The organism is Bradyrhizobium sp. CCGUVB1N3 (assembly GCF_024199925.1).
GTDB lineage: Bacteria > Pseudomonadota > Alphaproteobacteria > Rhizobiales > Xanthobacteraceae > Bradyrhizobium.
Genome location: NZ_JANADR010000001.1, coordinates 9,659,046 through 9,683,881, shown reverse-complemented (window position 1 = coordinate 9,683,881; position 24,836 = coordinate 9,659,046). Strand labels below are relative to the sequence as shown.

Annotated in this window: 23 protein-coding genes; 15 read left to right on the top strand and 8 right to left on the bottom strand. The window is 64.8% G+C overall.

Annotated features, from left to right (window positions below; all coding sequences use genetic code 11):
- Nucleotides 1-54: 54 nt before the first annotated feature.
- Nucleotides 55-1,662: an ABC transporter substrate-binding protein gene (locus NLM33_RS45710; protein ID WP_254105265.1), complete on the bottom strand. Its 1,608-nt coding sequence runs from the start codon at nt 1,660-1,662 to the stop codon at nt 55-57.
- A 271-nt stretch (nt 1,663-1,933) separates the two neighbouring features.
- Here NLM33_RS45710 and NLM33_RS45705 point away from each other — a divergent pair, with 271 nt between their 5' ends.
- The 9 genes from NLM33_RS45705 (at nt 1,934) to NLM33_RS45665 (ending at nt 13,015) form a co-directional block, all read left to right on the top strand.
- Nucleotides 1,934-3,064: a M20/M25/M40 family metallo-hydrolase gene (locus NLM33_RS45705; protein WP_254105264.1), complete on the top strand. Its 1,131-nt coding sequence runs from the start codon at nt 1,934-1,936 to the stop codon at nt 3,062-3,064.
- Nucleotides 3,065-3,310: 246 nt separating this feature from the next.
- The gene (locus tag NLM33_RS45700) at nt 3,311-4,252 is read left to right on the top strand and encodes an ABC transporter permease (protein WP_254105263.1); all 942 of its coding nucleotides are present in this window, start codon (nt 3,311-3,313) and stop codon (nt 4,250-4,252) included.
- A 23-nt stretch (nt 4,253-4,275) separates the two neighbouring features.
- Complete coding sequence (locus NLM33_RS45695; protein ID WP_254105262.1) at nt 4,276-5,151, top strand: ABC transporter permease; 876 nt, start codon at nt 4,276-4,278, stop codon at nt 5,149-5,151.
- A gap of 106 nt (nt 5,152-5,257) precedes the next feature.
- On the top strand, nt 5,258-6,904 hold the full coding sequence (locus tag NLM33_RS45690; protein WP_254105261.1) for an ABC transporter ATP-binding protein: 1,647 nt from the start codon (nt 5,258-5,260) through the stop codon (nt 6,902-6,904).
- Nucleotides 6,905-7,206: 302 nt separating this feature from the next.
- The gene (locus NLM33_RS45685; RefSeq protein WP_254105260.1) at nt 7,207-8,712 is read left to right on the top strand and encodes a M81 family metallopeptidase; all 1,506 of its coding nucleotides are present in this window, start codon (nt 7,207-7,209) and stop codon (nt 8,710-8,712) included.
- A gap of 16 nt (nt 8,713-8,728) precedes the next feature.
- Nucleotides 8,729-9,901 (top strand): M20 aminoacylase family protein, encoded by a 1,173-nt coding sequence (locus NLM33_RS45680; protein WP_254105259.1) that lies wholly within the window; start codon nt 8,729-8,731, stop codon nt 9,899-9,901.
- A complete protein-coding gene (locus NLM33_RS45675) occupies nt 9,894-11,315 on the top strand; it encodes an amidase (protein ID WP_254105258.1) in 1,422 nt (473 codons plus the stop codon). The genes NLM33_RS45680 and NLM33_RS45675 overlap by 8 nt, the downstream gene beginning before the upstream one ends.
- Nucleotides 11,316-11,456: 141 nt before the next feature.
- Nucleotides 11,457-12,347: a crotonase/enoyl-CoA hydratase family protein gene (locus NLM33_RS45670; RefSeq protein WP_254105257.1), complete on the top strand. Its 891-nt coding sequence runs from the start codon at nt 11,457-11,459 to the stop codon at nt 12,345-12,347.
- Nucleotides 12,344-13,015, top strand: a complete 672-nt coding sequence (locus tag NLM33_RS45665) for an alpha/beta fold hydrolase (RefSeq protein WP_256570597.1) — start codon at nt 12,344-12,346, stop codon at nt 13,013-13,015. The genes NLM33_RS45670 and NLM33_RS45665 overlap by 4 nt, the downstream gene beginning before the upstream one ends.
- Before the next feature lie 130 nt (nt 13,016-13,145).
- Here NLM33_RS45665 and NLM33_RS45660 read toward each other — a convergent pair whose 3' ends face one another.
- Both NLM33_RS45660 and NLM33_RS45655 read right to left on the bottom strand, forming a co-directional pair.
- Complete coding sequence (locus tag NLM33_RS45660; RefSeq protein WP_254105256.1) at nt 13,146-14,123, bottom strand: NADPH:quinone oxidoreductase family protein; 978 nt, start codon at nt 14,121-14,123, stop codon at nt 13,146-13,148.
- Nucleotides 14,123-14,731, bottom strand: a complete 609-nt coding sequence (locus tag NLM33_RS45655; RefSeq protein ID WP_254105255.1) for a 2-hydroxychromene-2-carboxylate isomerase — start codon at nt 14,729-14,731, stop codon at nt 14,123-14,125. The genes NLM33_RS45660 and NLM33_RS45655 overlap by 1 nt, the downstream gene beginning before the upstream one ends.
- A gap of 280 nt (nt 14,732-15,011) precedes the next feature.
- Between NLM33_RS45655 and NLM33_RS45650 the strand changes: the two genes are divergently transcribed.
- Entirely contained in the window at nt 15,012-16,034 is a 1,023-nt protein-coding gene (locus NLM33_RS45650; RefSeq protein ID WP_254105254.1) for a methionine synthase, read from the top strand.
- A 219-nt stretch (nt 16,035-16,253) separates the two neighbouring features.
- On the opposite strand, the gene NLM33_RS45645 is transcribed toward NLM33_RS45650, so the two are convergent.
- Genes NLM33_RS45645 through NLM33_RS45630 form a run of 4 tightly spaced genes read right to left on the bottom strand, consistent with a single transcriptional unit; the run spans nt 16,254 to nt 18,996 of the window.
- On the bottom strand, nt 16,254-16,871 hold the full coding sequence (locus tag NLM33_RS45645; RefSeq protein ID WP_254105253.1) for a hypothetical protein: 618 nt from the start codon (nt 16,869-16,871) through the stop codon (nt 16,254-16,256).
- Nucleotides 16,871-17,683, bottom strand: a complete 813-nt coding sequence (locus NLM33_RS45640; RefSeq protein WP_254105252.1) for a class II aldolase/adducin family protein — start codon at nt 17,681-17,683, stop codon at nt 16,871-16,873. The genes NLM33_RS45645 and NLM33_RS45640 overlap by 1 nt, the downstream gene beginning before the upstream one ends.
- A gap of 19 nt (nt 17,684-17,702) precedes the next feature.
- Nucleotides 17,703-18,227 carry a xanthine phosphoribosyltransferase gene (gene gpt, locus NLM33_RS45635; protein WP_254105251.1) on the bottom strand — a complete coding sequence of 175 codons (525 nt, stop codon included), beginning with the start codon at nt 18,225-18,227 and terminating at the stop codon, nt 17,703-17,705.
- 31 nt (nt 18,228-18,258) lie between these two features.
- The gene (locus tag NLM33_RS45630) at nt 18,259-18,996 is read right to left on the bottom strand and encodes a molybdopterin-binding protein (protein WP_254105250.1); all 738 of its coding nucleotides are present in this window, start codon (nt 18,994-18,996) and stop codon (nt 18,259-18,261) included.
- A 224-nt stretch (nt 18,997-19,220) separates the two neighbouring features.
- Between NLM33_RS45630 and NLM33_RS45625 the strand changes: the two genes are divergently transcribed.
- The 3 genes from NLM33_RS45625 (at nt 19,221) to NLM33_RS45615 (ending at nt 22,552) form a co-directional block, all read left to right on the top strand.
- Nucleotides 19,221-20,639 carry a circularly permuted type 2 ATP-grasp protein gene (locus NLM33_RS45625; RefSeq protein WP_254105249.1) on the top strand — a complete coding sequence of 473 codons (1,419 nt, stop codon included), beginning with the start codon at nt 19,221-19,223 and terminating at the stop codon, nt 20,637-20,639.
- 5 nt (nt 20,640-20,644) lie between these two features.
- Entirely contained in the window at nt 20,645-21,589 is a 945-nt protein-coding gene (locus NLM33_RS45620) for an alpha-E domain-containing protein (RefSeq protein ID WP_254105248.1), read from the top strand.
- Nucleotides 21,590-21,709: 120 nt separating this feature from the next.
- Nucleotides 21,710-22,552: a transglutaminase family protein gene (locus NLM33_RS45615; protein ID WP_254105247.1), complete on the top strand. Its 843-nt coding sequence runs from the start codon at nt 21,710-21,712 to the stop codon at nt 22,550-22,552.
- A 123-nt stretch (nt 22,553-22,675) separates the two neighbouring features.
- On the opposite strand, the gene NLM33_RS45610 is transcribed toward NLM33_RS45615, so the two are convergent.
- A complete protein-coding gene (locus NLM33_RS45610) occupies nt 22,676-23,062 on the bottom strand; it encodes a hypothetical protein (protein WP_254105246.1) in 387 nt (128 codons plus the stop codon).
- A gap of 156 nt (nt 23,063-23,218) precedes the next feature.
- On the opposite strand from NLM33_RS45610, the gene NLM33_RS45605 reads away from it, so the two are divergent.
- Together NLM33_RS45605 and NLM33_RS45600 are read left to right on the top strand one after the other, a co-directional pair.
- On the top strand, nt 23,219-23,977 hold the full coding sequence (locus tag NLM33_RS45605) for a proteasome-type protease (protein ID WP_254105245.1): 759 nt from the start codon (nt 23,219-23,221) through the stop codon (nt 23,975-23,977).
- Nucleotides 23,978-24,000: 23 nt separating this feature from the next.
- Entirely contained in the window at nt 24,001-24,759 is a 759-nt protein-coding gene (locus tag NLM33_RS45600) for an SDR family oxidoreductase (protein ID WP_254105244.1), read from the top strand.
- Nucleotides 24,760-24,836 lie beyond the last annotated feature (77 nt).

Below are 24,836 nucleotides of genomic sequence, written 5' to 3'. Positions count from 1 at the left end.
GGCCGGGACGAACGATCCCGGCCATCATCGTGATACCCCTCCGATGCGAACTGCCTATTCGGACTTGTCCACGTTCCACCACACCGGCGTCGCCGGGCCGTCGATCACGCCCGAGATCGACTTCCGCCAGGAACTCGGCGCCAGATACTGCCCGAGCGGGACGTAGATCACCTGATCATAGGCTTCCTTCTGGATCTCGGTGGCGATCTTCTTCTGCTCGTCGAGCGAGGGTGCGCGCACGAAAGCGTCCTTGAGCTGCTCGATCTTGGCGTCCTCCGCCCAGCCGAACCAGCCGCCCTTCTTGCCCAGGCCGCCGATCGAGAGATTGGCGATCGGGTTGGAGACGTCGGCAGACACCCAGTTGGTGAAGAACATGTTCCAGCCGCCCTCCTTCGGCGGCTTCTGGCTGGCGCGGCGGCTCACCACGGTCTGCCAGTCGGTCGCCTGCAGGTCGACCTTGAAGCCGGCCTCGCGCAGCTGCTGCGCCGCCACGATCGGCTGCGCCTTCAGTGTGATCACGTCGCCGGGCGCCATGATCACCACCGGCGTGCCGTCATAGCCGGACTCGGCGAGCGCCTTCTTGGCTTCCGCCAGGCCGCCGCCCTTGACCAGCGTCTCCGAGCCGACGTCGGTTGCGAACGGCGTGTCGCAGATGAAGAAGGCGCCGCAGACCTTGTAGTACTTGGGATTGCCGACCAGCGCGTCCAGCACGTCCTTCTGGCTCAGCGCCAGCAGTGCTGCGCGGCGCACCTTCGGATTGTCGAAGGGCGGAAAGAGGAAGTTCATGCGGCCGAGCGTCTGGTAGCCGAACTTGTTCAGCACCTCGATCTTCAGATCGCTGTTGGCCTCGAGCACCGGCAGCATGTCCCACGGAACGTTCTCCATGAAATCGATGTCGCCCGATTGCAGCGCGTTCACCGCGGTCTGCGAGTCCGGCATCGTGACCCACTCGACGCGGTCGACCTTCACCACCTTGCCGCCGGCGGTCCAGCTCGACGGCTCCTTGCGCGGCACATAGTCCTTGTTCTTCTCGTAGACCGCCTTCACGCCCGGCTGGAATTCAGCCTGCACGAACTTGAAGGGACCCGAGCCGATCTGGTCGGGGATCGGCTTGTCGGGCGGCGTCTCGGCGAGGCGCTTGGGCATCATGAAGGCAACGCGCGAGGACGGCTTGCCGATGGAGTCGAGCACGAGGCCGTAGGGCTCCTTCAGCTTCAGCGTGATGGTCTTGGCGTCGGTCGCCTCCAGGCTGGCGGTGAAGTCCATCAGCTTCTGGCCCATGCCGTCGACCTTGGCCCAACGCTGCAGCGAGGCGACACAGTCTTCGGCCGTCACCGGCGTGCCGTCATGCCACTTCAAGCCGTCGCGCAGCGTGAAGGTGTAGGTGAGCTTGTCGTCGGAGATCTTCCAGTCCGCCATCTGCGGCTGGATCTTGAAATTCGAATCGGTCGCGATCAACGTGTCGTAGACCATGTAGCCATGGTCGCGGGTGATGTAGGCGGTCGTGAAGATCGGATCGATGATCCTGAGGTCGGAGTGCATCACCGCCGTGATGGTCTTGCCGGCGGCAAGGACCGGCGAAGCCAGTGCGGTGAGCGCGACGGCCGACAGCGCGAGTTTGGAGACGATCGCGCTGCGTCCCCGGCGCAAGAAGTGGAACATCGAAGTTTCTCCTGACGTGAAACTGGTCAAAGGCGGGTTATTGGTTGAGCATTCGGATCGTTCTTTAGGCGAACCAACCTCATGCAATGCCTTTATCTTTTCGAGACTTGCAGAGCGCATCGAAGGCGTCAATCCGCTTTCGCTGCATGCCCATGCAGGCGCACGCACGGGCTCCGCGCGTGCGCGTTTGGCTCTACAAGGCCTCCGCCGATCGTTTCCCGACGCGCAGCGATGCGCGCCCCACGCGTTGCGAAGCTGAAGGAGACCGCCCATGAATCCGGCCAATCTGCCCTTTGATTCCGAGGTCATGCTGCAAGGCCTGCGCGCCTGGGTCGAATGCGAAAGTCCGACCTGGGACGCGATTGCCGTGAACCGCATGCTCGACCTCGCCGCACGCGACATGGCGATCATGGGTGCGACGATCGAGCGCATCGCCGGCCGACAGGGCTTTGGCGGCGTCGTGCGCGCACGCTTTCCGCATCCGAAGCAAGGCGAGCCCGGCATCCTGATCGCCGGTCACATGGACACCGTGCATCCCGTCGGCACCATCGAGAAGCTGAAATGGCGGCGCGAGGGCAACAGATGTTACGGCCCCGGCATCTTCGACATGAAGGGCGGCAACTACCTCTCGCTCGAGGCTATCAGGCAATTGGCCCGCGCCTCCTTCGTAACGCCGCTGCCTATCACTGTGCTGTTCACGCCGGATGAGGAAGTCGGCACGCCATCGACCCGCGACATCATCGAGGCGGAGGCGGCGCGCAACAAATACGTGCTGGTGCCCGAGCCCGGCCGGCCCGACAACGGCGTCGTCACCGGGCGCTACGCGATCGCGCGCTTCAACCTCGAAGCAACGGGGCGGCCGAGCCATGCCGGCGCGACGCTCTCCTCGGGACGTTCCGCGATACGGGAAATGGCGCGGCAGATTCTCGCGATCGACGCGATGACCACGGAGGATTGCACCTTCTCGGTCGGCATCGTGCATGGCGGACAATGGGTCAATTGCGTTGCCACCACCGCCACCGGCGAGGCGCTCTCCATGGCCAAGCGCCAGGCCGACCTCGAGCGCGGCGTCGAGAAGATGCTGGCGCTGTCGGGCACAACCAATGATGTCGGCTTCAAGGTGACGCGCGGCGTCACGCGTCCGGTCTGGGAACCCGACGCCGGCACCATGGCGCTGTACGAGAAGGCGCGCGGGATTGCCCGTGAGCTCGGCGTCGAGCTGCCGCATGCCAGCGCCGGTGGCGGCTCCGACGGCAACTTCACGGGCGCGATGGGCATTCCGACCCTCGACGGCCTGGGCGTGCGCGGCGCCAATGCCCACACGCTCGACGAGCACATCGAGGTCGACAGCCTCGCCGAGCGCGGGCGATTGATGGCGGGGCTGCTGGCGACGCTGGCTTGACGGCGAAGCCGTCATTCCGGGATGGTCCGCAGGACCAGACCCGGAATCTCGAGATTCCGGGTTCGATACTCGCGCATCGCCCCGGAATGACTCAGAGAAGTGGAAAACGCGCGCAAAGAACGTTGGCTGCATCGCAAAAAGTGGGGGCCCGATGGCACGAGAATTGCTGAATTCTTGGGCTTGCGGCAGAACCATGCCATGATGGTGGGCGCTGCCGGTTTGACTCTAATCTGACGGGTTCAACTTTTGTTCGGATATCTCGTTCGCCGAATCCTCGCCGCCGTTCCCGTGATGGGCGTGGTCGCGCTGTTCGTCTTCCTCCTGCTCCGGCTCACCCCGGGCGATCCCGCCGCGATCCTCGCCGGCGACAACGCGACGCCCGAGCGGCTCGAGCGCATTCGCGCCTCGCTCGGCCTCAACGAGCCCTTGATCGTGCAGTTCATCACCTGGATCAACAAGCTCCTGCACGGCGATCTCGGGACGTCGCTGATTTCGAACCTGCCGGTGCTGAAGATGATCGGCCAGCGCGTCGAGCCGTCGATCTCGATCGCGCTCTCCACCATCATCCTCGCCGTCGTCGTCGCCGTGCCGCTCGGCGTGATCGCGGCGTGGAAGCACGGCACCTGGATCGACCGCTTCGTGATGGGCCTCTCGGTGCTCGGCTTCTCCGTGCCCGTGTTCGTGGTCGGCTACGTCCTGATCGAGATTTTCGCCATCGACCTGCGCTGGGTGCCGGTGCAGGGCTTCAAGAGCATCACCGCCGGTTTCGGCCCGTTCTTCGAGCGCATCATCCTGCCGACCTGCGCGCTGTCCTTCATCTATATCGCGCTGATCGCGCGCATGACGCGGGCGGCGATGCTCGACGTGCTCGGCGAGGACTACGTGCGCACCGCGCGCGCGAAGGGCATCGGCGAGGTCGCGGTGATGATGCGGCACGCGCTGCGCAATGCCGCCGTTCCCGTCATCACCGTGATCGGCACCGGCTTTGCGCTTCTGATCTCCGGCGTCGTCGTCACCGAAAGCGTGTTCAACATTCCCGGCATCGGCCGCCTCACGGTGGATGCGGTACTGGCGCGCGACTATCCGGTGATCCAGGCCATGATCCTCCTGACGTCGCTGATCTACGTCGTCGTCAATCTCCTGATCGACGTCGCCTACACGCTGCTTGATCCGCGGATCCGGTACTGAGGCAGGGATAAACAAGGTCAAGCATGTCGATCGACACCCTCCCCGAATCGTCCATTCCGATCACGAAGCCGCTGCGGCCAAAATTCGGATTCCTCACATCAACGCCGATCATCGCGGCCGCGACCATCTGCCTCGCGCTGATCGTGCTGATCTCGGTCCTCGCGCCGCATGATCCGGTCCTGCTCGCGCCCTCGCAGCGGCTGAAGCCCTCCTCCGCGCAATTCCTGCTCGGCACCGACGCTTTCGGCCGCGATCTGTTGTCGCGCGTGATCTATGGCGGCCGCGTCTCGCTGCTGATCGGGATCGGCTCGGCGATCCTCTCGATCGCCATTGGGCTGGCGATCGGCCTCGTCGCCGGCTTCTTCAAGCTGGTCGATTCCATCATGATGCGCGTCATGGACGGCCTGATGGCGATGCCGAGCATCCTGCTCGCGATCGCCGTCGTGTCGCTGTCGGGCGCCAGCATCTGGACCGTGCTGGTCGCGATCACCATTCCCGAGATCCCGCGCGTGGCGCGCCTGGTTCGCTCCGTCGTCCTGTCCGCGCGCGAAGAGCCTTATGTGGAAGCGGCGATCTCCGTCGGTTCGTCCCTGCCAAAGATCATGTGGCGCCACCTGATGCCGAACACGATCGCGCCGCTGATCGTGCAAGGCACCTACGTCTGCGCCTCCGCGATCCTCACCGAGGCCATCCTCTCCTTCCTCGGCGCCGGCATCTCGCCGGAGACGCCGACCTGGGGCAACATCATGGCCGAGGGACGCCAGTTCTTCCAGATCAAGCCGTCGCTGATCTTCTGGCCGGGCCTGTTGCTCTCGCTCGCCATCCTCAGCATCAATCTGATCGGCGACGCCGCCCGCGACGCGCTCGACCCCCGCATGAAGCAGCGGGAGGGCAAGTGAAACCATTTAGTCCGTCATTCCGGGGCGGTGCGCAGCACCGAACCCGGAATATCGAGGTTCCGGGTTCGCGCTTGCGCGCGCCCCGGAACGACGGTGGAGAGATTGCATGACCAGCACCGTCCTCGACATCAACAACCTCACCGTCTCCATCGGCAAGACGCCGAGCGGACCGAAGATCATCGACTGCATCTCCATCCAGGTCCGCGAGCGCGAGACGCTGTGCCTCGTCGGCGAAAGCGGCTCCGGCAAGTCGGTGACCTCGCTCACCGTGATGGGCCTTTTGCAGAAGGGCTCGCTCACGCCCACCGGCGGCAGCGTCAAGCTCGTCGGCGAGGAACTCCTCACCGCGACCGACCGCCGCCTGCGGCAGTTGCGCGCCACGCAAATGGCGATGATCTTCCAGGAGCCGATGACCGCGCTCAACCCGGTCGTTCCTGTCGGCCGCCAGATCGACGAGGTCCTGCGGGCCCACACCGATCTCGACGCCAAGGCCCGGCGCAAGCGCATCCTCGAGATGATGGAGCAGGTGCGGCTGCCGCAGGTCGAGCGCATCTTCGCCTCCTACCCGCACCGCCTCTCCGGCGGCCAGCGCCAGCGCATCATGATCGCGATGGCGCTGGTGCTGGAGCCCAAGCTGCTCATCGCCGACGAGCCGACCACCGCGCTCGACGTCACCACGCAGAAGCAGATCCTCACCTTGATCCGCGACCTCCAGCGCGATCACGGCACCGCCGTGCTGTTCATCACCCATGACATGGGCGTCGTGGCCGAGATCGCCGACCGTGTCGCGGTGATGCGGCAGGGCCGCCTGGTCGAGACCGGCACGCTCGACGGCATCCTGCGCAATCCGTCGATGGAGTACACCCGCAACCTGCTCGCCTCGGTCCCGAGCCTGGTGCCGCGCGCGGCGCGTCCGGAGACCAAGGAGCCGGTGGTGCTGGAGGCCAACGACCTCGGAAAAGTCTATCGCGAGCGCACCTTCTTCGGCAAAGGCCGCGAGGTGGTCGCCGCCGACAAGGTCACCCTTACGCTTCGCAAGGGTCGGACCCTCGGCATCGTCGGCGAAAGCGGCTCGGGCAAGTCGACGGTGGCGCGCTGCATCGTCCGCCTGATCGACCCGACCTCGGGCGGCGTGCGGCTGGCGGGCCGCGAAATCTCCGACCTGTCGCGACGGCTGCTCCAGCCGCATCGCCAGAAAATCCAGATCGTGTTCCAGGATCCCTACCGGTCGCTCAATCCACGCGTCAGCGTCGGCGAGAGCATCGCGGAAGGTCCAATCAATTACGGCGTCTCGCGCGCCGATGCGCTGAAGCGGGCACGCGAGCTTTTGGAGTTGGTCGGCCTGCCCGCCGATGCGGTGTCGCGCTATCCGCACCAGTTCTCGGGCGGCCAGCGCCAGCGCATTGCGATTGCGCGCGCGCTCGCACTCGATCCCGACGTGCTGGTCGCGGATGAAGCGGTCTCCGCACTCGACGTCTCCGTACAGGCGCAGGTGCTGGAACTGCTCGATGAGATCCAGAAGCGGCTCGGCATCGCGATCCTGTTCATCACCCACGACTTACGTGTCGCCGCGCAAATCTGCGACGAGGTCGTCGTGATGCAGCACGGCCGCGTCGTCGAACAGGGCCCGGCGGCGGAGGTGCTGACGCACCCGAAGGAAGCCTACACCAGGTCCCTGCTCGATGCGGCACCAGGCCGCGGCTGGGACTTTGCCAATTTCCGGCCGGTGGAAGGCGCGGCGGCGAGCGCGTAAGATCTTCCCGTATTGGTCGTCCCGGCGAAGGCCGGGACCCATACCGCGGAATCTATCCATCGTGCTCGGTGGGCGTCCCGAACGACCAGTCTTCGCCAAACTTCTTCCTGGGGTTATGGGTCCCGGCCTTCGCCGGGACGACTCCGAAGATGTGGCTGCTTGTCGGTCCCAACAACAGTGGCGTGTGTCGCACCATTCCCAAAACGGCTTGAGGCCATGCGCGGCGCGATGGAGTCCCTTGCTTGCTCTTGCCGCAAAGGCGGGTAACGTCGCGCGCATCGTTTGCGTTGGACCAGAATTGAATGACCCGTATCGCCGTCGCCGGCTTCCTGCACGAGACCAACACCTTCGCTCCGACGAAGGCGACGTTCGCGGACTTCCAGCATGGCGGCGGCTGGCCGGCGATGACGCAAGGCGCCGATGTGCTCAAGGTGATGCGTGGCATCAATGTCGGTCTCGCCGGTTTCGTCGACGCGGCTGAGGTCAATGGCTGGGAACTCATCCCCACCATCGCCTGCGGTGCGAGCCCTTCGGCACATGTCACGAAGGATGCCTTCGAGCGGATCGTGAAGGTGATGGTCGACGGCATCAAAGCGGCAGGCCCGCTCGATGCGGTCTATCTCGACCTGCACGGCGCCATGGTCACCGAGCATCTCGACGATGGCGAAGGCGAAATTCTCGCACGCGTGCGCCGCGTCATCGGTCCGGATGTTCCCCTCGTCGCCAGCCTCGATCTGCATGCCAACGTCACGCCGGAGATGGTGGAACACGCAGACGCGCTGATCGCCTACCGCACCTATCCGCATGTCGACATGGCCAACACGGGCCGCGCCTGCGCCAGGCACCTCGCGTTGCTTCTTAAGACCAAGCAGCGCCTCGCCAAGGCGTTCCGCCAGGTACCGTTCCTGATCCCGATCAGCTGGCAGTGCACCAACGACCAGCCCACCAAAAGCATCTACGAAAAGCTTGCCGCGCTCGAAAGCGATGCGGTGCCGACGCTATCCTTTGCGCCCGGCTTCCCCGCCGCCGATTTCCGCGACTGCGGACCGAGCGTGTTCGCCTATGGCGAGACGCAAGAAGACGCCGACCGCGCGGCGGACGCGATCGTCAAACTGATCGAAAGCCATGAGGACGATTTCGACGGCAGGATCTTTTCGCCCGACGAAGGTGTCCGTCACGCCATGGAGCTTGCGAAGAGCGCCAGCAAGCCGATCATCATCGCCGACACCCAGGACAATCCCGGCGCCGGCGGAGATTCCGACACCACCGGCATGCTGCGTGCGCTGGTGCGCAACAAGGCGAGCGCGGCGACCGGCGTGATCTATGATCCGGTCTCCGCCAAGGCCGCGCATGCGGCCGGCACTGGTGCGACCGTGGCGCTGTCGCTCGGCGGCAAGTCGGGCATTCCCGGCGATGAGCCCTATCAGGAGACGTTTGTCGTCGAAAAGCTGTCCGACGGCCGCTTCATCGCGCCGGGCCCCTATTACGGTGGCCGCGAGATGGAGATGGGTCCCTCCGCCTGCCTTCGCATCGGCGAGGTCCGCATCGTCGTGAGCTCGCACAAGGCGCAGCTCGCGGACCAGGCGATGTACCGCTATGTCGGCATCGAGCCGACCGCGCAAAAAATCCTCGTCAACAAGAGCTCGGTGCACTTCCGCGCCGACTTCGAGCCGATCGCCGCGAAGCTCTTGATCTGCGCCGCGCCCGGCGCGATGCCGGCGGATACCGCCTCGCTGCCCTGGACGCGGCTGCGTCCCGGAATCCGCATCAAGCCAAACGGCCCCGCATTCATTCCTTCATCACGCTAACGGGACAAACGACAAGATGCCCACCATCGACCGCATCGACGGCTATGCCGACGAACTCACCGCCATCCGCCGCGACCTCCACGCCCACCCCGAGATCGGCTTCGAGGAGGTCCGCACCTCCGGCATCGTCGCCGACAAGCTGAAGAGCTGGGGTATCGAGGTGCATCGCGGGCTCGGCGGCACCGGCGTGATCGGCGTCATCAAGGGCAAGGGCTCGAGCGGAAAGCGCATCGGACTGCGCGCCGACATGGACGCACTGCCGATGGAGGAGAACACCAATCTGAAATGGCGCTCCACCATTCCAGGCCGCTTCCACGGCTGCGGCCATGACGGCCACACCACCATGCTGCTCGGCACCGCACGCTACCTCGCCGAGACGAAGAACTTTGACGGCACCGTGCATCTGATCTTCCAGCCGGCCGAGGAAGGCCTCGGCGGTGCGCGTGCCATGATCAAGGACGGATTGTTCGAGAAGTTTCCCTGCGACGAACTTTATGGCCTGCACAATGCGCCTGACCTCAATCTCGGCGAGGTCGCGATCCTGCCCGGCCCTGCAATGGCCGGCGCCGATTTCTTCGACCTGCGCATCAACGGCTATGGCGCGCATGGCGCGATGCCGGAGCGCTCGAAGGACGCCGTGGTGATCGCAACAACGCTGGCGCAGGCGATCCAAACCATCGTCAGCCGCAACGTCGAGCCGCTGCAGGCCGCCGTCGTGTCGATCACCCAGATCCATGCCGGCTCCGCCTACAACGTCATCCCCGGCGAAGCGCATCTCTGCGGCACCGTGCGCGCCTTCTCCGATGAAGTGCGCGCGCTGGTCCGCGAGCGCATGCGCACGATCTGCGCCGGCGTCGCCAGCGCCTTCCAGGTCGAGATCGAGGCCGACATCCGCGACGCCTTTGGCGTGCTGGTGAACCAGGTCGAGCAGTCCAAGGTCGTCGAGGAGGTCGCGCGCACCGTCGTCGATCCCGCCAAGGTGATCACCCGCACCCAGCCGAAGATGGGCAGCGAGGATTTCGCCGACATGCTGCAGACCATTCCCGGCGCCTATTTCTGGGTCGGGCATGACGGCTCGGTGCCCGTGCACAATCCCGGCTATTTGCTCGACGACAAGATTTTGCCGATCGGCGCCAGCATGTTCGCCCGCATCATCGAGTCCCGCATGCCGGTCGGTGGCCATGCATAAGCCCCGCGCCGACGAGACGCTCACCTCGCTGCACGATCTGTCCGCGGTCGATCTGATCGCGGGCTACAAGGCCAGACAGTTCTCGCCGAGCGAGGTGCTGGAGGACGTGATCGCGCATGTCGCAGCGTGGGAGCCGCACCTCAAGGCGCTCTACGCCTTCGATCCCGACGGCGCGCGCGAGGCCGCAAAGGCATCGACCGCGCGCTGGTCCGGCGGCGAGCCGTCCGGTCCGCTCGACGGCGTGCCGGTCACGGTGAAGGACAACATCGCGACCAAGGGCGTGCCGGTGCCGCTGGGCGCGGCGAGCGTTAAGCTCGTGCCGGCGGTGAAGGACGCCCCGCCAGCCGCGCGCCTGCGTGAAGCCGGCGCAATCATCTTCGCCAAGACCACCATGCCCGATTACGGCATGCTGTCGTCGGGTCTTTCCAGCTTCCATGCGCTGGCCCGCAACCCCTGGGACCTCTCAAAAAATCCCGGTGGCTCGAGCGCGGGTGCCGGCGCCGCTGCTGCGGCCGGTTACGGTCCCCTGCATCTCGGCACCGATATCGGCGGCTCGGTGCGGCTGCCTGCCGGCTGGTGCGGCCTCGTCGGCCTAAAGCCGAGCTTTGGCCGCGTGCCGATCGATCCAGCCTATGTCGGCCGTGTCGCAGGTCCCATGACCCGCACGGTCGATGATTGCGCGCTGATGATGAGCGTGATCGCAAAGCCCGATCGCCGTGACGGCATGAGCCTGCCAGCCGACACCATCAACTGGAAGGCGCTGGAAAAATCGCCGCGCAAACTGCGCATCGGGCTGATGCTCGATCTCGGCGTCGGTCTGCCACTGGAAAAGCCGGTGCGCGAGGTCGCGGTGAAAACCGCCAAGGCGTTCGAATCCGCCGGCGCCGTCGTCACCGAGATCGACGGCATCTTGACGCGCGAGATGCTCGATGGCCTCGATAATTTCTGGCGCGCGCGGATGTGGGACGATCTTTCGAAGCTCGCGCCTGCCGAGCAAGCCAAGGTGCTGCCCTACATCTTCAAATGGGGCGAGTCCGGCGCAAAACTCTCCGGCGTCGAGGTGATCCGCGGCTTCAACCAGACCATGGCGATCCGCGCTGCCGCGGCAAAGCTGTTCTGCGAGCTCGATTATGTGATCTCGCCGACGGCGCCGAACGTCAACTTCCCGGCCGAGTTCGCCTCGCCCACCAACGATCCGATGAAGCCGTTCGAGCACATCTGCTATACCGTGCCGTGGAATATGTCGGAGAACCCGGCGGTCTCCATCAATGGCGGCTTCGACGCGAAGGGTTTTCCGATCGGCGTGCAGATCGTCGGCCGCCGCTTCGACGACATCGGCGTGCTCGGCCTGGCCAAGGCGTTCGAGGGACTGCGCGGCGCTCAAAGGCCCTGGCCGTCGCCGCCGGCGAAGTAGCCCCCTCGTCACTCCGGGGCGTAGCGCGAGCGACGAGCCCGGAATCTCGCGCCACGTCTCCAGATTCCGGGTTCGATGCTTCGCATCGCCCCGGAATGACGTGCTAGATGTCAAGACAAGAAACGAGGGAAGGAAACCACCATGGCGTATGAGACGATCAAATACGAGATCGCCGACGAGATCCTCACCATCACGCTGAACCGGCCGGAGAAGCTCAACGCCTTCAATGCCAAGATGCAGGCGGAGCTGATCGAGGCGTTCGACGCCGCCGACAAGGACGACAACATCCGTGCCATCATCGTCACCGGTGAAGGCCGCGCCTTCTGCGCCGGCGCCGATCTGTCCTCCGGCGCCGACACCTTTGACCGCGACGCGCGGCGCGGGCCGGTGAAGCGGCTTGCGAGCGGCCAGGTCGACTACAGCGATCCGCAGGTGCGCGATGGCGGCGGCCAGGTCACGCTGCGCATCTTCAAGAGCCTCAAGCCGGTGATCGCCGCGGTGAACGGGCCTGCGGTCGGCATCGGTGTCACCATGCAGCTTGCGATGGACATCCGCATTGCCTCGGAAGCTGCGCGCTTCGGCTTCGTGTTCTCCCAGCGCGGCATCGTGCCGGAGGCGGCGTCGAGCTGGTTCCTGCCGCGCCTCGTCGGCATCTCGCAGGCGCTGGAGTGGTGCTACACCGGCCGCGTCTTCCCGGCGCAGGAGGCGATCGCCGGGCGGCTGGTGAGCAAGGTGGTGCCGCCGGATGACCTCCTGCCGACCGCGCGCGCGCTCGCCAAGGAGATTGCGGCCAAGACCGCCCCGGTGTCGGTCGCGCTGATCCGCCAGATGATGTGGCGCATGATGGGTGCCGACGATCCGATGGAAGCCCACAAGGTCGACAGCCGCGGCATCTATGCCCGCGGCCGCTCCGACGACGTCAAGGAAGGCGTGACGTCGTTCCTGGAGAAGCGTCCCGCACAATTCAAGAACAAGGTGTCGAGCGACATGCCGGACTATTTTCCGTGGTGGACGGAGCGCGAGTACAAGTGAGCCTGGAGCCGACGAAGCCGCAAGACGGCGTCGTCCTCCTGCACGGGATCAGCCGGACGGCGCGCTCGTTTCGCAAGATGGAGATCGCGATCGAGCGCGCCGGCTACGCAACACTCAACCTCGACTACGCCAGCCGCCGCAAGGCGCTTCAAGAACTCGCGGACGACGTTCATCCCACGATCGAATCATTTGCCGGCTCGGTGAGCGGCACCGTCCATTTCGTCTGCCACTCCATGGGCGGCCTCCTGGCTCGCGTCTATCTCGCGCGGCACCGGACGCAAAACCTCGGGCGCGTCGTGATGCTGGGAACGCCCAACGGCGGCAGCGAAATCGCCGACCGCCTGATGGGCTCTTTCCCCTACCGCGCCTTTTTCGGTCCGGCCGGACAGCAGCTCGGCACGCATCGCGACGCCGCGACGACGGCACTGCTGCCGCCAATCAACTATCCTCTCGGCATTATCGCCGGCGATCGCTCGATCTATCCGGTGGCCGGCGCCTTGCTGCCGCGCCCCCACGACGGGCGGGTCTCGGTCGCGAACACCGGGGTCGACGGCATGGCCGACCACATGGTGGTGCACGCGTCGCATCCGTGGTTGATGCGAAACGACGAAGCGATCGCTGCGACCATCGCCTTCCTGCAGAACGGACGCTTCCCGACGCGTTCGTAGTTCGAGATCATAGGGTGGGTTAGCCCTGCGGCTGCGCGAAGCGCAGTCCGCTGCGCGTAACCCACCTCTTTACTTTCCGCGTGTCGAGAGAAGTGGTGGGTTACGCTTCGCTAACCCACCCTACACAGCATCAATCCATCACCAGCGCCACGCGTCCGATCGCCTTGCGGTCGATCAATAGCCGCATCGCCTTCGCATAATCCTCCAGCCGCAGGCGATGCGAGACGTTGGGGCGCAGCTTACCCTCATCGGCCCACGCGAGCAGCGCCTTGAGACGCGCCTCGCCCAGCGCCGGATTTTTGCGTACCGCTTCGCCGGCGCGCACGCCCAGCACGCTCGCGCCCTTGATCAGCAGGAGATTGGTCTTCGCCGAGCCGATACCGCCGGTGAAGCCGATCACCAGGAGCCGCGCGCCCCAGGCGATGCAGCGCATCGAGTTCTCAAAGACCTCGCCACCGACCGGATCGAATACGACATCGGCGCCGCGGCCGTCCGTGATGCGCTTGACGGCATCGCGAAACGGCTCGCGCGCATAGAGCACGAGGTGATCGGCGCCCCTTTCCTTCGCGATCGCGAGCTTCTCGTCCGATGACGCACAGGCAATCACCGTCGCGCCCAGCATCTTGCCCAACTCGACCGCCGCCAGGCCGACGCCGCCGGCGGCACCGTGCACCAAAAGGACTTCGCCCGGCTCGACCTTGCCGCGATCGATCAGCGCGTGATAGGCGGTGCCGTGACCGGCGAGAAAGGTCGCTGCTTCCGCATAATCGAAGGTCGACGGCATCCGCGTGAGCTGCGAGTCCGCCACGACTGCCTCGTCGGCATAGGCGCCGTAGCGCATTTTCACGATGACCTTGTCGCCCACCGCAACGCCGCGCGCCGCGGCGTCGACCTCGGTCACATCGCCCGCGGCCTCCACGCCCGGCGTGAACGGCAACTCGGGCTTGAGCTGATATTCGCCGGCCGCCATCAGAATATCCGGAAAGTTGAGTCCGGCGGCGCGGATCGCAACCCGCACCTCGCCTTCCCCTAGCGGCCGGGACGGGAAGGTCTCGAGCCGCAAGCTTTCGGGCGGACCGAGCGCGCGGCAAACGACAGCCCGCACCATCAGGCCGCACTCGCCTTGCGGCGAAGCAGCGCCTCGCGGATCAGGGGCAACCGATCATTGCCGAAATACATGTCGGTCTTGTCGAGAAAGATGGTGGGCGAGCCGAAGCCACCGCGCGCGACGACCTCTTCCGTGTTGGCCTTGAGCTGGTCCTTGATCGCCTGCTCGGAAATGCCGGCGAAGAATTCTTGCGCGTCGACGCCGACCGTCTTGCAGATGTCGGCGAGCACTGCGTCCTGCGAGATGTCCTTGTCCTGCCCCCAATAGGTCTCGAACACCGAGGTCGCGAACGGCACCATGTCGTTGCCGAACCAGATGCAGCCGCGCATCGCCTTCACGCTGTTCACCGGAAACACCGTCGGCGGCATCTTGATCGCAAGCCCCGACGAGCGCGCCCAGTCGTTGAGATCCTTCAGCATGTAGCGCGCCTTCAGCGGCACGGGCGTTTCGCGCTGCGCGTAGACGCTAGGGTTGACGCTGTTGAAGATGCCGCCGACCAGGATCGGCCGCCAGGAAATCTCGACGCCGAGCTCCTTTGCCAGCGGCTGGATGTTGTGGAAGGCGAGATAGGTCCAGGGGCTGGAGCAGTCGAAGAAGAACTCGATCATGGCGTTTCCTTAGGTCGCTTTTCGTTTGTTCGCTCGCTCTCTCGTCAGCGTCATTCCGGGATGCGCTGGAACGGCGCAGGCCCGGAATCCATACTCCCGATCGCGGCTATGGATTCTCAGATGCGCAATTGCGCATCATAGCTCGCGACTTCGTCGCGCCCCGGAATGACGAGGTGGTGATGGCTCACGGCTTCCCGGAACAACCGACTTTTGTCGTTCTGTACCTCGACGTTAAGACATGGCAGGAAGGTGCGCAATGATATCAGATGCGGAGGGCGCCATGCTGTTTCCAACCACCATCGCCGGCTCCTTGCCGAAACCGGAATGGCTCGCCGAGCCGAACATGCTCTGGGCGCCCTGGAAGTCGAAGGGTGACGAGCTGCTGCGCGCCAAGCGCGACGCGACGCTGATCTGGCTGAAGGTCCAGGAAGACGCCGGCATCGACATCGTCACCGAAGGCGAGCAGGCGCGGCAGCACTTCGTGCACGGCTTTCTCGAGAAGATCGAGGGCATCGACTTCGCGCACAAGGTTGAGATGGGAATCCGAAAGGATCGCTATAAGGCGATGGTGCCGCAGGTGGTCGCGCCGTTGCAGCTCAAGGACCGCGTCCATGCCTTCGAAGCGCGCGTGGCGCGGACGCACACGAAGAAGAAGCTGAAATTCACCCTGCCCGGCCCGATGACCATCATCGACACCATCGCCGATCGCTATTATGGCGATCGGGTGAAGATGGCCTTTGCCTTCGCCGATCTCCTGAACGCGGAAGCCAAGGCCTTGCAGGCCGACGGCGTCGATCTCATCCAGTTCGATGAGCCCGCCTTCAACGTCTACATGGACGAGGTCAACGATTGGGGCATCAAGGCTCTGGAGCGTGCCGCCGCGGGCCTCACCTGCACCACCGCCGTGCACATCTGCTACGGCTACGGCATCAAGGCCAATACCGACTGGAAGGAGACGCTCGGGAGCCAATGGCGGCAGTATGAGCAGATCTTCCCCGCGATCGATGCCAGCTCGATCCAGCAGGTTGCGATCGAATGCCGCAATTCCAGGGTCCCGCTCGATCTGCTCGCGCTGTTGAAGGGCAAGATCGTTCAGGCCGGCGTCATCGATGTCGCCAGCGACACGGTGGAAACGGCGGATGATGTCGTTCAAGTGATCGACGCAGTGTCGAAATTCGTGCCCAAGAGCAACATCATCGCCACCACCAATTGCGGCATGGCGCCGATGCGGCGGGAGATCGCGGAAGCCAAGCTGATGGCGCTCGGCGCCGGCGCTGCGCTGGCGCGCGAGAGGCTGGGTTGATGCCGCTTGCCTACAGCATCGGGCTGCTGGCAGCGCTGGCGATGCCGGCGCACGCCGAGGACCGTTCCGTGCTCGTCAATTGCAAGGCAACGGTAGAGCGCGCGGCGAAGGATACTGGCGTGGCAAGCGATGCCGAGATCTCTCGCTGCCGCCAGGTGATCCGCGAATGGGCGCTGCGCGATGCGCGGATGACAGTGGATGAACAGGGACGGCTCTGCGCTAGGGCGACGCGGTCGCATGCAGCACGGGCTGATAGCCGGCGTGGAGTGTGCGCAGCGTCGACGGCGGCGTCAGCAGCTTTGCTTCGCCGGGCTGGCGCTCGACCTCGGCATAGCCTGCCGGCGACCACAAGAGCACCCTGCCCTGCGTCACCAGAAAACTCTCCTCGCCTTGGCTCACCATCGCGCCGACGGGAAGCTGGTCGAGCGGCATCAGCAGCGCGTGCAGTCGTTTCTGACCGTGATCGAGCCGCTCGTGGTGCAACACCGCGTCGATGTCGTGCATGCGGGCATCCTGCACGCGATTGCCTTTCTGCCATGCGGCCCGGAAGCGATTGGCATCGTCGCGGCGGCAATAGAAACAGGGACGATGGCCGGCAGCGAGCGCGGTGGCCTCGTCCAGGAAGAACAGCTCGGTCCAGCTCTGCGTTGCCATCACCTCGCGGCGACGGCCGCGGAATTCGCACGTGCAGGTCAGCCAGGCCGGCGTCGACCAGCGTTTTTTCAGCAGCGTCTTCGTCGCGGGATCGTGGATGATGCCGCGGTTGCCCGTGAACATGCCGCGATGTGGGGTGGCGATGATCTCACCCGTCGGCATGACACGGTTTTGCAGCGGCACTATTTTGGTGGCGCCGTGGTGATGCGCATTTTCCACAGATTCCAGACGCGGTCGAGAACCTGCAGATTGATCGCATCGGCCTTGGCACCCTCCGCTGCCGTCAGATAATTCACCTCGCCGCCAAGCGCGATCGCCTGCGACTGCAGCCGCGCGTTGACGTCAGTGTAGTAGGCGCGGAAGACCGCGACTTTCACGGACGGTCCCACGGTCGCGTCGCCATGGCCGCGCATCAGCACCACCGTCTTGTCGCCGAGCGCGAGCGCCAGTCCCTTGCCGATGGCCGAATTGCTGACCAGCATGTTGGTCTCGCCAAAATCCTTACGGATGTCCCAGACCGGCGCGCCCGCGGCGAGGAACGCCGCGTTGTGGAAGACCGGCCGCAAGCCGGCCTGGCTGACCGTAAACGGGATTACGCCGGGCGAGTGCGTGTGCACGACTGCCATCACATCGGGACGGGCCTTGTAGATCTCGCTGTGAATGAAGCGCTCCAGGAAGACGCTGCGCCCCTTGGCGTCCACGGCATTGCCGTCGAGATCGAACTCCATGATGTCGTCGGCAGTGACGAGCGCCGGTGCCAGCGAGCGCGACATCAAAAAGTGATTGGGACCCTTGGGATCACGGGCGCTGACATGGCCGAAGCCGTCGAGCACCCCGAGCTCGGCGAGAACGCGGCTGCCGACCACGATGTCCTCGATCACGGCAGGGTCAAGAGCCGAGGCCTGGCGATCCTGGCATCGGGCCTCAGCCGCGAAGAGCGTCACCGCGAAGGCTACGACGAAGCCGAACCATGCCAACCGCGCCTGTCCAGCCATCGCCGATCATCCCGCTTGCTTAGGCCGCGCCGTCGCGGAGCGGCGGGTGGTAGGACAGCGCGGTGTCCCAAGGGAAGAAGATCCAGGTGTCCTGCGAAACTTCCGTAATGAAAGTGTCGACCAGCGGACGACCCTTGGGCTTGGCATAGACGGTGGCGAAATGGGCGTCGGGCAGCATCTCGCGGACGAGCTTGCCGGTCTTGCCGGTGTCGACGAGGTCGTCGACGATCAGAAGGCCCTTGCCCGTGCCGCCGCCGAGCTTCATCGCCGCGTCGGAAATGCCCTTGAGAACCTGCAAATCACCCTGCTTGTCGTGGTCGTAGCTCGCGATGCAGACGGTATCGATGACGCGCACCCCGAGCTCGCGCGCCACGATAGCCGCCGGCACCAGGCCGCCGCGGGTGATCGCGATCACCGCGTGGAACGGACCAACTTCGTTGAGGCGCCAGGTCAGAGCCCGGCAGTCGCGGTGAAACTGGTCCCACGAAACCGGAAAGGCCTTGCCGGCCCGCTCCTGCGCACTCAGTTCCGGCGCCTGGCCCATCGTCGTCTCCATTCGTCTCAAGCGTCTTCTGCTAGCGGCTAACGTTCAATCCCGCCAGCATTTCCTTCACCGCCGCCATCGCTGCCGCCAGCCTTTCCGGATCGCGCGAGCGCACCACCAGGTTGGTGTTCGGTTTCTGCTCCTCGTCCATGAAGGGGTAGCTGCCGATGATGGTGTCGGGATGGGCGCCGGCGATCGTCCGCAAGGGACCGCCGATGTCGCCTTCCCGTGCATTGGCGCGGACCGATTCGGAAAGCATGCGCACGCCCGACTTCAGCTTGGGCGAGACGATGTCCATCATCGCCTGCATGATCGACGGCACGCCCGCCATCACGATGACATTGCCGATCTTGAAGCCGGGGGCGAGAATGGTCGCGCTCTGGATCAGCTCGGCGCCGTCGGGGATGCGGGCCATGCGCAGGCGGGCCTCGTTGAGGTCCTGCTCGCTCCAGCGCTCGCGGAAGCGGGCGACCACCTCGGGGTGATGGTCGATGCCGACGCCGAAGGCCTTTGCCACGCTGTCCGCGGTGATGTCGTCATGGGTCGGCCCGATGCCGCCGGTGGTGAAGACGTAGGTGTATCGATGCCGCAGTGCATCCAACGCCGCGATGATGTCGGGCTCGTCATCGGAGACGACCCGGACCTCCTTCAGGTCGATGCCGATATTGGTCAAATATTCGGCGATGAAGCCGATATTCTTGTCTTTGGTCCGGCCGGACAGGATCTCATCCCCAATGACCAGAATGCCCGCCGTGACGATATCGCTCATAAACCTGTCCCTCACCTGTGACGCCGACTTTGCCGAGGTAACGCGTTGAAGTCACGCGGTTTTGCTGCCGAAATAAGCAGTCCTCAGCCATTTTTTCAGGCAAGTCTCCGGCCATCCCCGGCAAATGCCCACAGCAGATGCTTATCGCGCTGGCCCGGCCCTTGCTACTACCGGGGTAAGTCATGCACTCTCGCAAGCATGGCCACGGAGAGCAGTCGGGATCTATGGCAGTCGCGTTTGACGAAATGAACATTCCCGGCGGGGACCTGCGCCCCGCCTATCAGGAGCTGGCACGCTGGCTCAAGGAGACGCCTCCCGAGGCGCTCGAATATCGCCGTCAGGAAGCGGAGCTCCTGTTCCGCCGGATCGGCATCACGTTCGCAGTCTATGGGGATTCCGAATCCACGGAGCGGCTGATCCCGTTCGACGTGATTCCCAGGATCATGTCGGGCAAGGAATGGGCGCTCCTGGAGAAGGGCCTGAAGCAGCGCGTGCGGGCGCTGAACATGTTCCTGCGCGACATCTATCATGGCCGCGATATCCTGCGCGCCGAGGTCGTCCCCGACGACCTGATCTTCCACAACCCGGTGTTCCGGCCCGAGATGAACGGCCAGCAGGTGCCGCACGACGTCTACGTGCACATCGCCGGCATCGACATCGTCCGGGTCGACGCCAACGACTTCATCGTGCTGGAGGACAATGCGCGCACGCCGTCCGGCGTGTCCTACATGCTGGAAAACCGCGAGATCATGATGCGGCTGTTTCCGGACCTGTTCGCCCGCCACAAGGTGGCGCCGGTCGAGCGCTATCCGGACGAGTTGCTCGCCGCACTCCGCTCGGTGGCTCCGCTCAGTGCCTCGGCCGAGCCGACGGTCGCCCTGCTCACGCCCGGCGTCTACAACTCCGCCTATTACGAGCACTCTTTCCTCGCGGACAAGCTCGGCATCGAGTTCGTCGAGGGCAGAGATCTCATCGTCAAGAACAACGAAGTGTTCATGCGCACGACGGAAGGGTTGAAACGCGTCGACGTGATCTATCGCCGCGTCGATGACGACTTCCTCGATCCCCTCACCTTCCGCCCCGACTCCGTGCTCGGCGTGCCCGGGCTGATGTCGGCCTATGCGGCTGGCAACATCACGCTCGCCAACGCCGTCGGCACCGGCATTGCCGACGACAAGGCGATCTACTCCTACATGCCGGACATCGTGAAATTCTACCTCGGCGAGGAGCCGATCCTGAAGAATGTGCCGACCTGGCGCTGCCGCGAGCCGAAAGACCTCGCCTATGTGCTCGACAATCTGAGCGAGCTCGTCGTCAAGGAAGTGCACGGCTCCGGCGGCTACGGCATGCTGATCGGCCCCGCTGCCACGAAAGCGACCATCGAAGCCTTCCGCGAGAAGCTGAAGCGCGAGCCCGAAGGTTTCATCGCGCAGCCGACGCTGGCGCTGTCGACCTGCCCGACCTGCACCGCAACCGGCCTCGCGCCGCGCCACGTGGACTTGCGGCCCTTCGTGCTGACGGGCAGCAAGCGCACCACCATCGTGCCGGGCGGGCTCACCCGCGTGGCGCTGAAGGAAGGCTCTCTGGTCGTGAATTCGAGCCAGGGCGGCGGCACCAAGGACACCTGGATACTGGACGAGTAGAGAGAATGCTGTCGCGTACCGCCGAAAACCTCTACTGGCTCGCCCGTTATGTCGAGCGCGCCGAATATCTCGCGCGCACCATCGATGCGACGCTGCGCGTCACCGCCCTGCCGGCGACCTATGTCGGCAAGACCAACGAATGGGACTCGGCGCTACTCACCGCCGGCGTCGCCGCAAGCTTCTATCAGACCTATGAGGAAGCCAACGAACGCAACGTCATCGACTATCTCTCGTTCTCGGCGACCAACCCGTCCTCGATCAGAAATTGCATCGAGGCGGCGCGGCTGAACTCGCGCTCGGTCCGCACCGCGCTGACCAGCGAGATGTGGGACACCATCAACTCGGCCTGGATTGAGCTCCAGGAGGTCTGGAGCAAGGGCACCTCGACACGCGAGGACCTGGCAAAATTCCTGCGCTTCGTGCAGGAGACCTCGCTGCGCTTCGACGGCTCGGCCTACCGGACCATGCTGCGCAACGACGCCTATTGGTTCTCGCGGCTCGGATTGCATCTGGAACGCGCCGACAACACCGCGCGCATTCTGGACGTGAAGTACCATGTGCTGCTGCCGGAAGAAGAGCATGTCGGGGGCCCGCTCGACTTCTATCAGTGGAGCTCGATCCTGCGTTCGGTCTCGGCGCTGACCGCCTATCACTGGGTCTATCGCGAGACGTTGAAACCCTGGCTGATCGCGGATCTGCTCATCCTCAACGACACGCTGCCGCGGTCGCTGGCGAGCTGTTACGGCAATCTCGTGCGCAATCTCGACCAGATCGGCGTCGCCTATGGCCGCCAGGGCCCGGCCCAGCGCCACGCCCGCGGCATCCGCAACCGGCTGGAACACTCCAACATGAACGACATTTTCCAGCACGGCGTGCATGAATTCATTCAGGAATTCATCGCGGACAATTCAAGGCTGGGCGAAATCGTCACGAAGCAGTATTTGATCTAGCCAGGACCGACCCTCTCACCCTTTCGTCATTCCGGGGCGATGTGAAGCATCGAACCCGGAATCTCGAGATTCCGGGTCTGGCTCTTCGAGCCATCCCGGAATGACCGACCTAGAAACACCATGCGCCTGCGAATCCAGCACACCACGACCTATCGCTACGAGCCGGCGGCAACGAGCGTGATCCAGATCCTGCGCATGACGCCCGGCAGCCATGACGGGCAGTATGTGGCGGAATGGCAGATCGACGTCTCCGCCGACACCAAGCTCGACATGCACGAGGACGCCTTCGGCAACGTCACCCATGTGCTGTCCTGTGGTCCCGTCGCCGACATCAAGATCAGCGCCGAAGGCCTGATCGAGACCCATGACACCGGCGGCGTGCTGCGAGGCGCCGACGAGCGCTTTCCGTCGGGGCTGTTCCTGCGCTCGACCGAGCTCACCACGGTCAATCCGGCAATGGCGAGCTTTGCGCGCCAATTGCGCAGCGAAGCCGAGAGCGACACGCTCGGCTTCCTGCACGCGCTGATGTCGGAGGTCAGCGAGCACATGACGTTCGACGAGGACCCGACCAACAGCGGAACCTCGGCGGTCGAGGCGTTCACGCTCAAGCGCGGCGTCTGCCAGGACTACGCCCACATCTTCATCGCCTGCGCCCGCACCGCCGGCGTGCCGGCGCGCTTCGTCTCCGGCCATTTCCTGCGCTCGGACGGCACCGTCCACCAGGACGCCGGCCATGCTTGGGCCGAAGCCTTCGTGCCTGATCTGGGCTGGGTCGGCTTCGATCCCGCCAACTGCATCTGCTCGACCGATGCCCATGTCCGCGTCGCGATCGGGCTCGACTATCTCGGCGCCGCCCCCGTGCGCGGCACCCGCTATGGCGGCGGCGCGGAGACGCTGAGCGTCACGGTGAAGGTGGATCAGGCCGGACGTTCCGGTCAGTCGCAATCGCAGTGGCAGGGGTAGTTCGCGGACCTCATCCTGAGGAGGCGCGTCAGCGCCGTCTCGAAGGATGGGCCGGGGGCGACAGCGGGGCCTTCATGGTTCGAGACGCGTGCTTCGCACGCTCCTCACCATGAGGAAAGAAATTCAATACTCGCAATTCCTGTAGTCCGACGTCTCGCAGGCCTGCATCATCTCTTTCGCGCGCGCCTTGTCTTCCGGCGTCATCGTCGCCGAGACGGTCTTGAGCTGCGCCTTGGCCGTGGCATCACCACGCGAGGCAGCCAGGCTCAGCCACATGAAGGCGCGCGCCGAGCTCTTCGCCACACCCTGCCCACGCTGATACATCGCGCCCAGCATGCCTTGCGCCTTCGCATTGCCGGCCTTCGCCATGCCGCGGAACACCTGGATCGCCGGCACATAGTCGCCGCGGTTGTAGGCGGCCATGCCGTCTTCCCATGGGCCGGCAGTGGCCTTGGGGCTCGTCATGCCCAGCGCAGCCGCAATCAGGCTGCCGATCACCAGCTTTCTCATCTCCCCTCCCTCGTCCCTCGCCTGCCTTCTAGCGGGTTGCTACGGCGCGCGCCAAGGATAAGGTTTCACGGGCCCCGCGGCCGGGGAAATGGGGTTGGAGGGCCACGCGAAATTGGCTACTAGTCTTGCGCAACTTGTTCGCGTTCGGGGACTGAAATGACCTATTGCTGCGGAATCCTGGTTCGGGAAGGTCTGGTCATGATCGCCGACACCCGGACCAATGCGGGGCTGGACAACGTCTCGACCTTCCGCAAGCTGCACATCTTCTCAAAACCCGGCGATCGCATCATGGCGATTGCGAGCGCCGGCAATCTCGCGATCAGCCAGTCGGTGCTGTCGACGCTCACCGAGGGTCTCGAGGATCCCGACACCGGCGACATCGAGACGCTGATGAACGCGCCGACCATGTTCCAGGCGGCGCAGCGCATCGGCCGCGCCATCCGCGCCGTGCATTCGACCGAGGCGGCTGCGCTCAAGGCCGAGGACATCAATTTCGACGTGTCGTTCATGTTCGGCGGCCAGATCAAGGGCTCGCGGATGCGGCTGTTCATGGTCTATCCGGCCGGCAATTTCATCGAGTGCACCACCGACACGCCGTACCTTCAGATCGGCGAGCACAAATACGGCAAGCCGGTGCTCGACCGTGCCATGCATTACGACATCGAGCTTTATGAGGCGCTGAAGACCAGCCTGATCTCGATGGACTCGACGATGCGCTCCAACCTCGGCGTCGGCCTGCCGATCGACGTGCTGGTGGTGCGTACCGATGCGTGCGACGCCGATCTCAACCATCGCATCGAGGCGGGCGAACCCTATTTCCACGACCTGCGCTCGCGCTGGTCGGCGGCCTTGCGCGCCGCGCATCAGAACATTCCGCGGCCGCCCTACAAGAACGACAAAGAATCCAAAACCTGAAAGAGAAGAAAAGGCAGGAAACGATGAGCGAAGCGAAAAAGATCGCAGTGGTGACCGGCGCCGGCACCGGTGTCGGACGCGCAGCCGCACTGGCGCTGATGAACGCCGGCTTCACCGTGGTGCTGGCCGGACGCCGGCTCGAGATGCTCGAGGAGACCGCAAAGCTTGGACCTGCCGGAAAAAGCCTCAGCGTCTCCGCCGACATGACCGATCCCGGCTCGATCGCCGCGCTGTTTGCCAAGGTCAAGGACACCTATGGCCGGTTGGACGTGCTCTTCAACAATGCCGGCATGGGCGCCCCTCCGGTGAATTTCGAGGATCTCAGCCTCGAGCAGTGGCAGGCGGTGGTGAACACCAACCTCACCGGCCCGTTCCTCTGCACCCAGCACGCGTTCCGCATCATGAAGGACCAGAACCCGCGTGGCGGCCGCATCATCAACAACGGCTCGATCTCGGCGCACGCACCGCGGCCGTTCTCGGCCGCCTACACCTCGACCAAGCACGCGATCACTGGCCTCACCAGGGCTTCCAACCTCGACGGCCGCGCCTATGACATCGCGGTCGGCCAAGTCGACATCGGCAATGCCGCGACCCCGATGACCGACCGCATGGTCGCCGGCCCCGGCGTGATGCAGCCCGATGGCACGATGAAGCACGAGCCGCGCATGGACGCGAAGGCGGTCGGCGATGCCGTCGCCTACATGGCCGGTCTGCCGTTAGACGCCAACGTGCTGTTCATGACGGTCATGGCGACCAAGATGCCGTTCGTGGGCCGCGGCTAAATTCTGTCCTCTCGCTCTCCCCGCTTGCGGGGAGAGCGTCGCCCCCGCTCAAAAAAAGTGAAAAACAACCCCATGCA

What these genes read in the sequence shown, in the direction of transcription:
- NLM33_RS45630 (WP_254105250.1), bottom strand. Translation starts at nt 18,996, where the DNA reads ATGAGCGATATCGTCACGGCGGGCATTCTGGTCATTGGGGATGAGATC.
- NLM33_RS45620 (WP_254105248.1), top strand. Translation starts at nt 20,645, where the DNA reads ATGCTGTCGCGTACCGCCGAAAACCTCTACTGGCTCGCCCGTTATGTC.
- NLM33_RS45600 (WP_254105244.1), top strand. Translation starts at nt 24,001, where the DNA reads ATGAGCGAAGCGAAAAAGATCGCAGTGGTGACCGGCGCCGGCACCGGT.
- NLM33_RS45705 (WP_254105264.1), top strand. Translation starts at nt 1,934, where the DNA reads ATGAATCCGGCCAATCTGCCCTTTGATTCCGAGGTCATGCTGCAAGGC.
- NLM33_RS45640 (WP_254105252.1), bottom strand. Translation starts at nt 17,683, where the DNA reads ATGGCTGGACAGGCGCGGTTGGCATGGTTCGGCTTCGTCGTAGCCTTC.
- NLM33_RS45655 (WP_254105255.1), bottom strand. Translation starts at nt 14,731, where the DNA reads ATGATCGAGTTCTTCTTCGACTGCTCCAGCCCCTGGACCTATCTCGCC.
- NLM33_RS45680 (WP_254105259.1), top strand. Translation starts at nt 8,729, where the DNA reads ATGCCCACCATCGACCGCATCGACGGCTATGCCGACGAACTCACCGCC.
- NLM33_RS45625 (WP_254105249.1), top strand. Translation starts at nt 19,221, where the DNA reads ATGGCAGTCGCGTTTGACGAAATGAACATTCCCGGCGGGGACCTGCGC.
- NLM33_RS45710 (WP_254105265.1), bottom strand. Translation starts at nt 1,662, where the DNA reads ATGTTCCACTTCTTGCGCCGGGGACGCAGCGCGATCGTCTCCAAACTC.
- NLM33_RS45675 (WP_254105258.1), top strand. Translation starts at nt 9,894, where the DNA reads ATGCATAAGCCCCGCGCCGACGAGACGCTCACCTCGCTGCACGATCTG.
- NLM33_RS45650 (WP_254105254.1), top strand. Translation starts at nt 15,012, where the DNA reads ATGCTGTTTCCAACCACCATCGCCGGCTCCTTGCCGAAACCGGAATGG.
- NLM33_RS45660 (WP_254105256.1), bottom strand. Translation starts at nt 14,123, where the DNA reads ATGGTGCGGGCTGTCGTTTGCCGCGCGCTCGGTCCGCCCGAAAGCTTG.
- NLM33_RS45685 (WP_254105260.1), top strand. Translation starts at nt 7,207, where the DNA reads ATGACCCGTATCGCCGTCGCCGGCTTCCTGCACGAGACCAACACCTTC.
- NLM33_RS45610 (WP_254105246.1), bottom strand. Translation starts at nt 23,062, where the DNA reads ATGAGAAAGCTGGTGATCGGCAGCCTGATTGCGGCTGCGCTGGGCATG.
- NLM33_RS45615 (WP_254105247.1), top strand. Translation starts at nt 21,710, where the DNA reads ATGCGCCTGCGAATCCAGCACACCACGACCTATCGCTACGAGCCGGCG.
- NLM33_RS45605 (WP_254105245.1), top strand. Translation starts at nt 23,219, where the DNA reads ATGACCTATTGCTGCGGAATCCTGGTTCGGGAAGGTCTGGTCATGATC.
- gpt (WP_254105251.1), bottom strand. Translation starts at nt 18,227, where the DNA reads ATGGGCCAGGCGCCGGAACTGAGTGCGCAGGAGCGGGCCGGCAAGGCC.
- NLM33_RS45695 (WP_254105262.1), top strand. Translation starts at nt 4,276, where the DNA reads ATGTCGATCGACACCCTCCCCGAATCGTCCATTCCGATCACGAAGCCG.
- NLM33_RS45690 (WP_254105261.1), top strand. Translation starts at nt 5,258, where the DNA reads ATGACCAGCACCGTCCTCGACATCAACAACCTCACCGTCTCCATCGGC.
- NLM33_RS45670 (WP_254105257.1), top strand. Translation starts at nt 11,457, where the DNA reads ATGGCGTATGAGACGATCAAATACGAGATCGCCGACGAGATCCTCACC.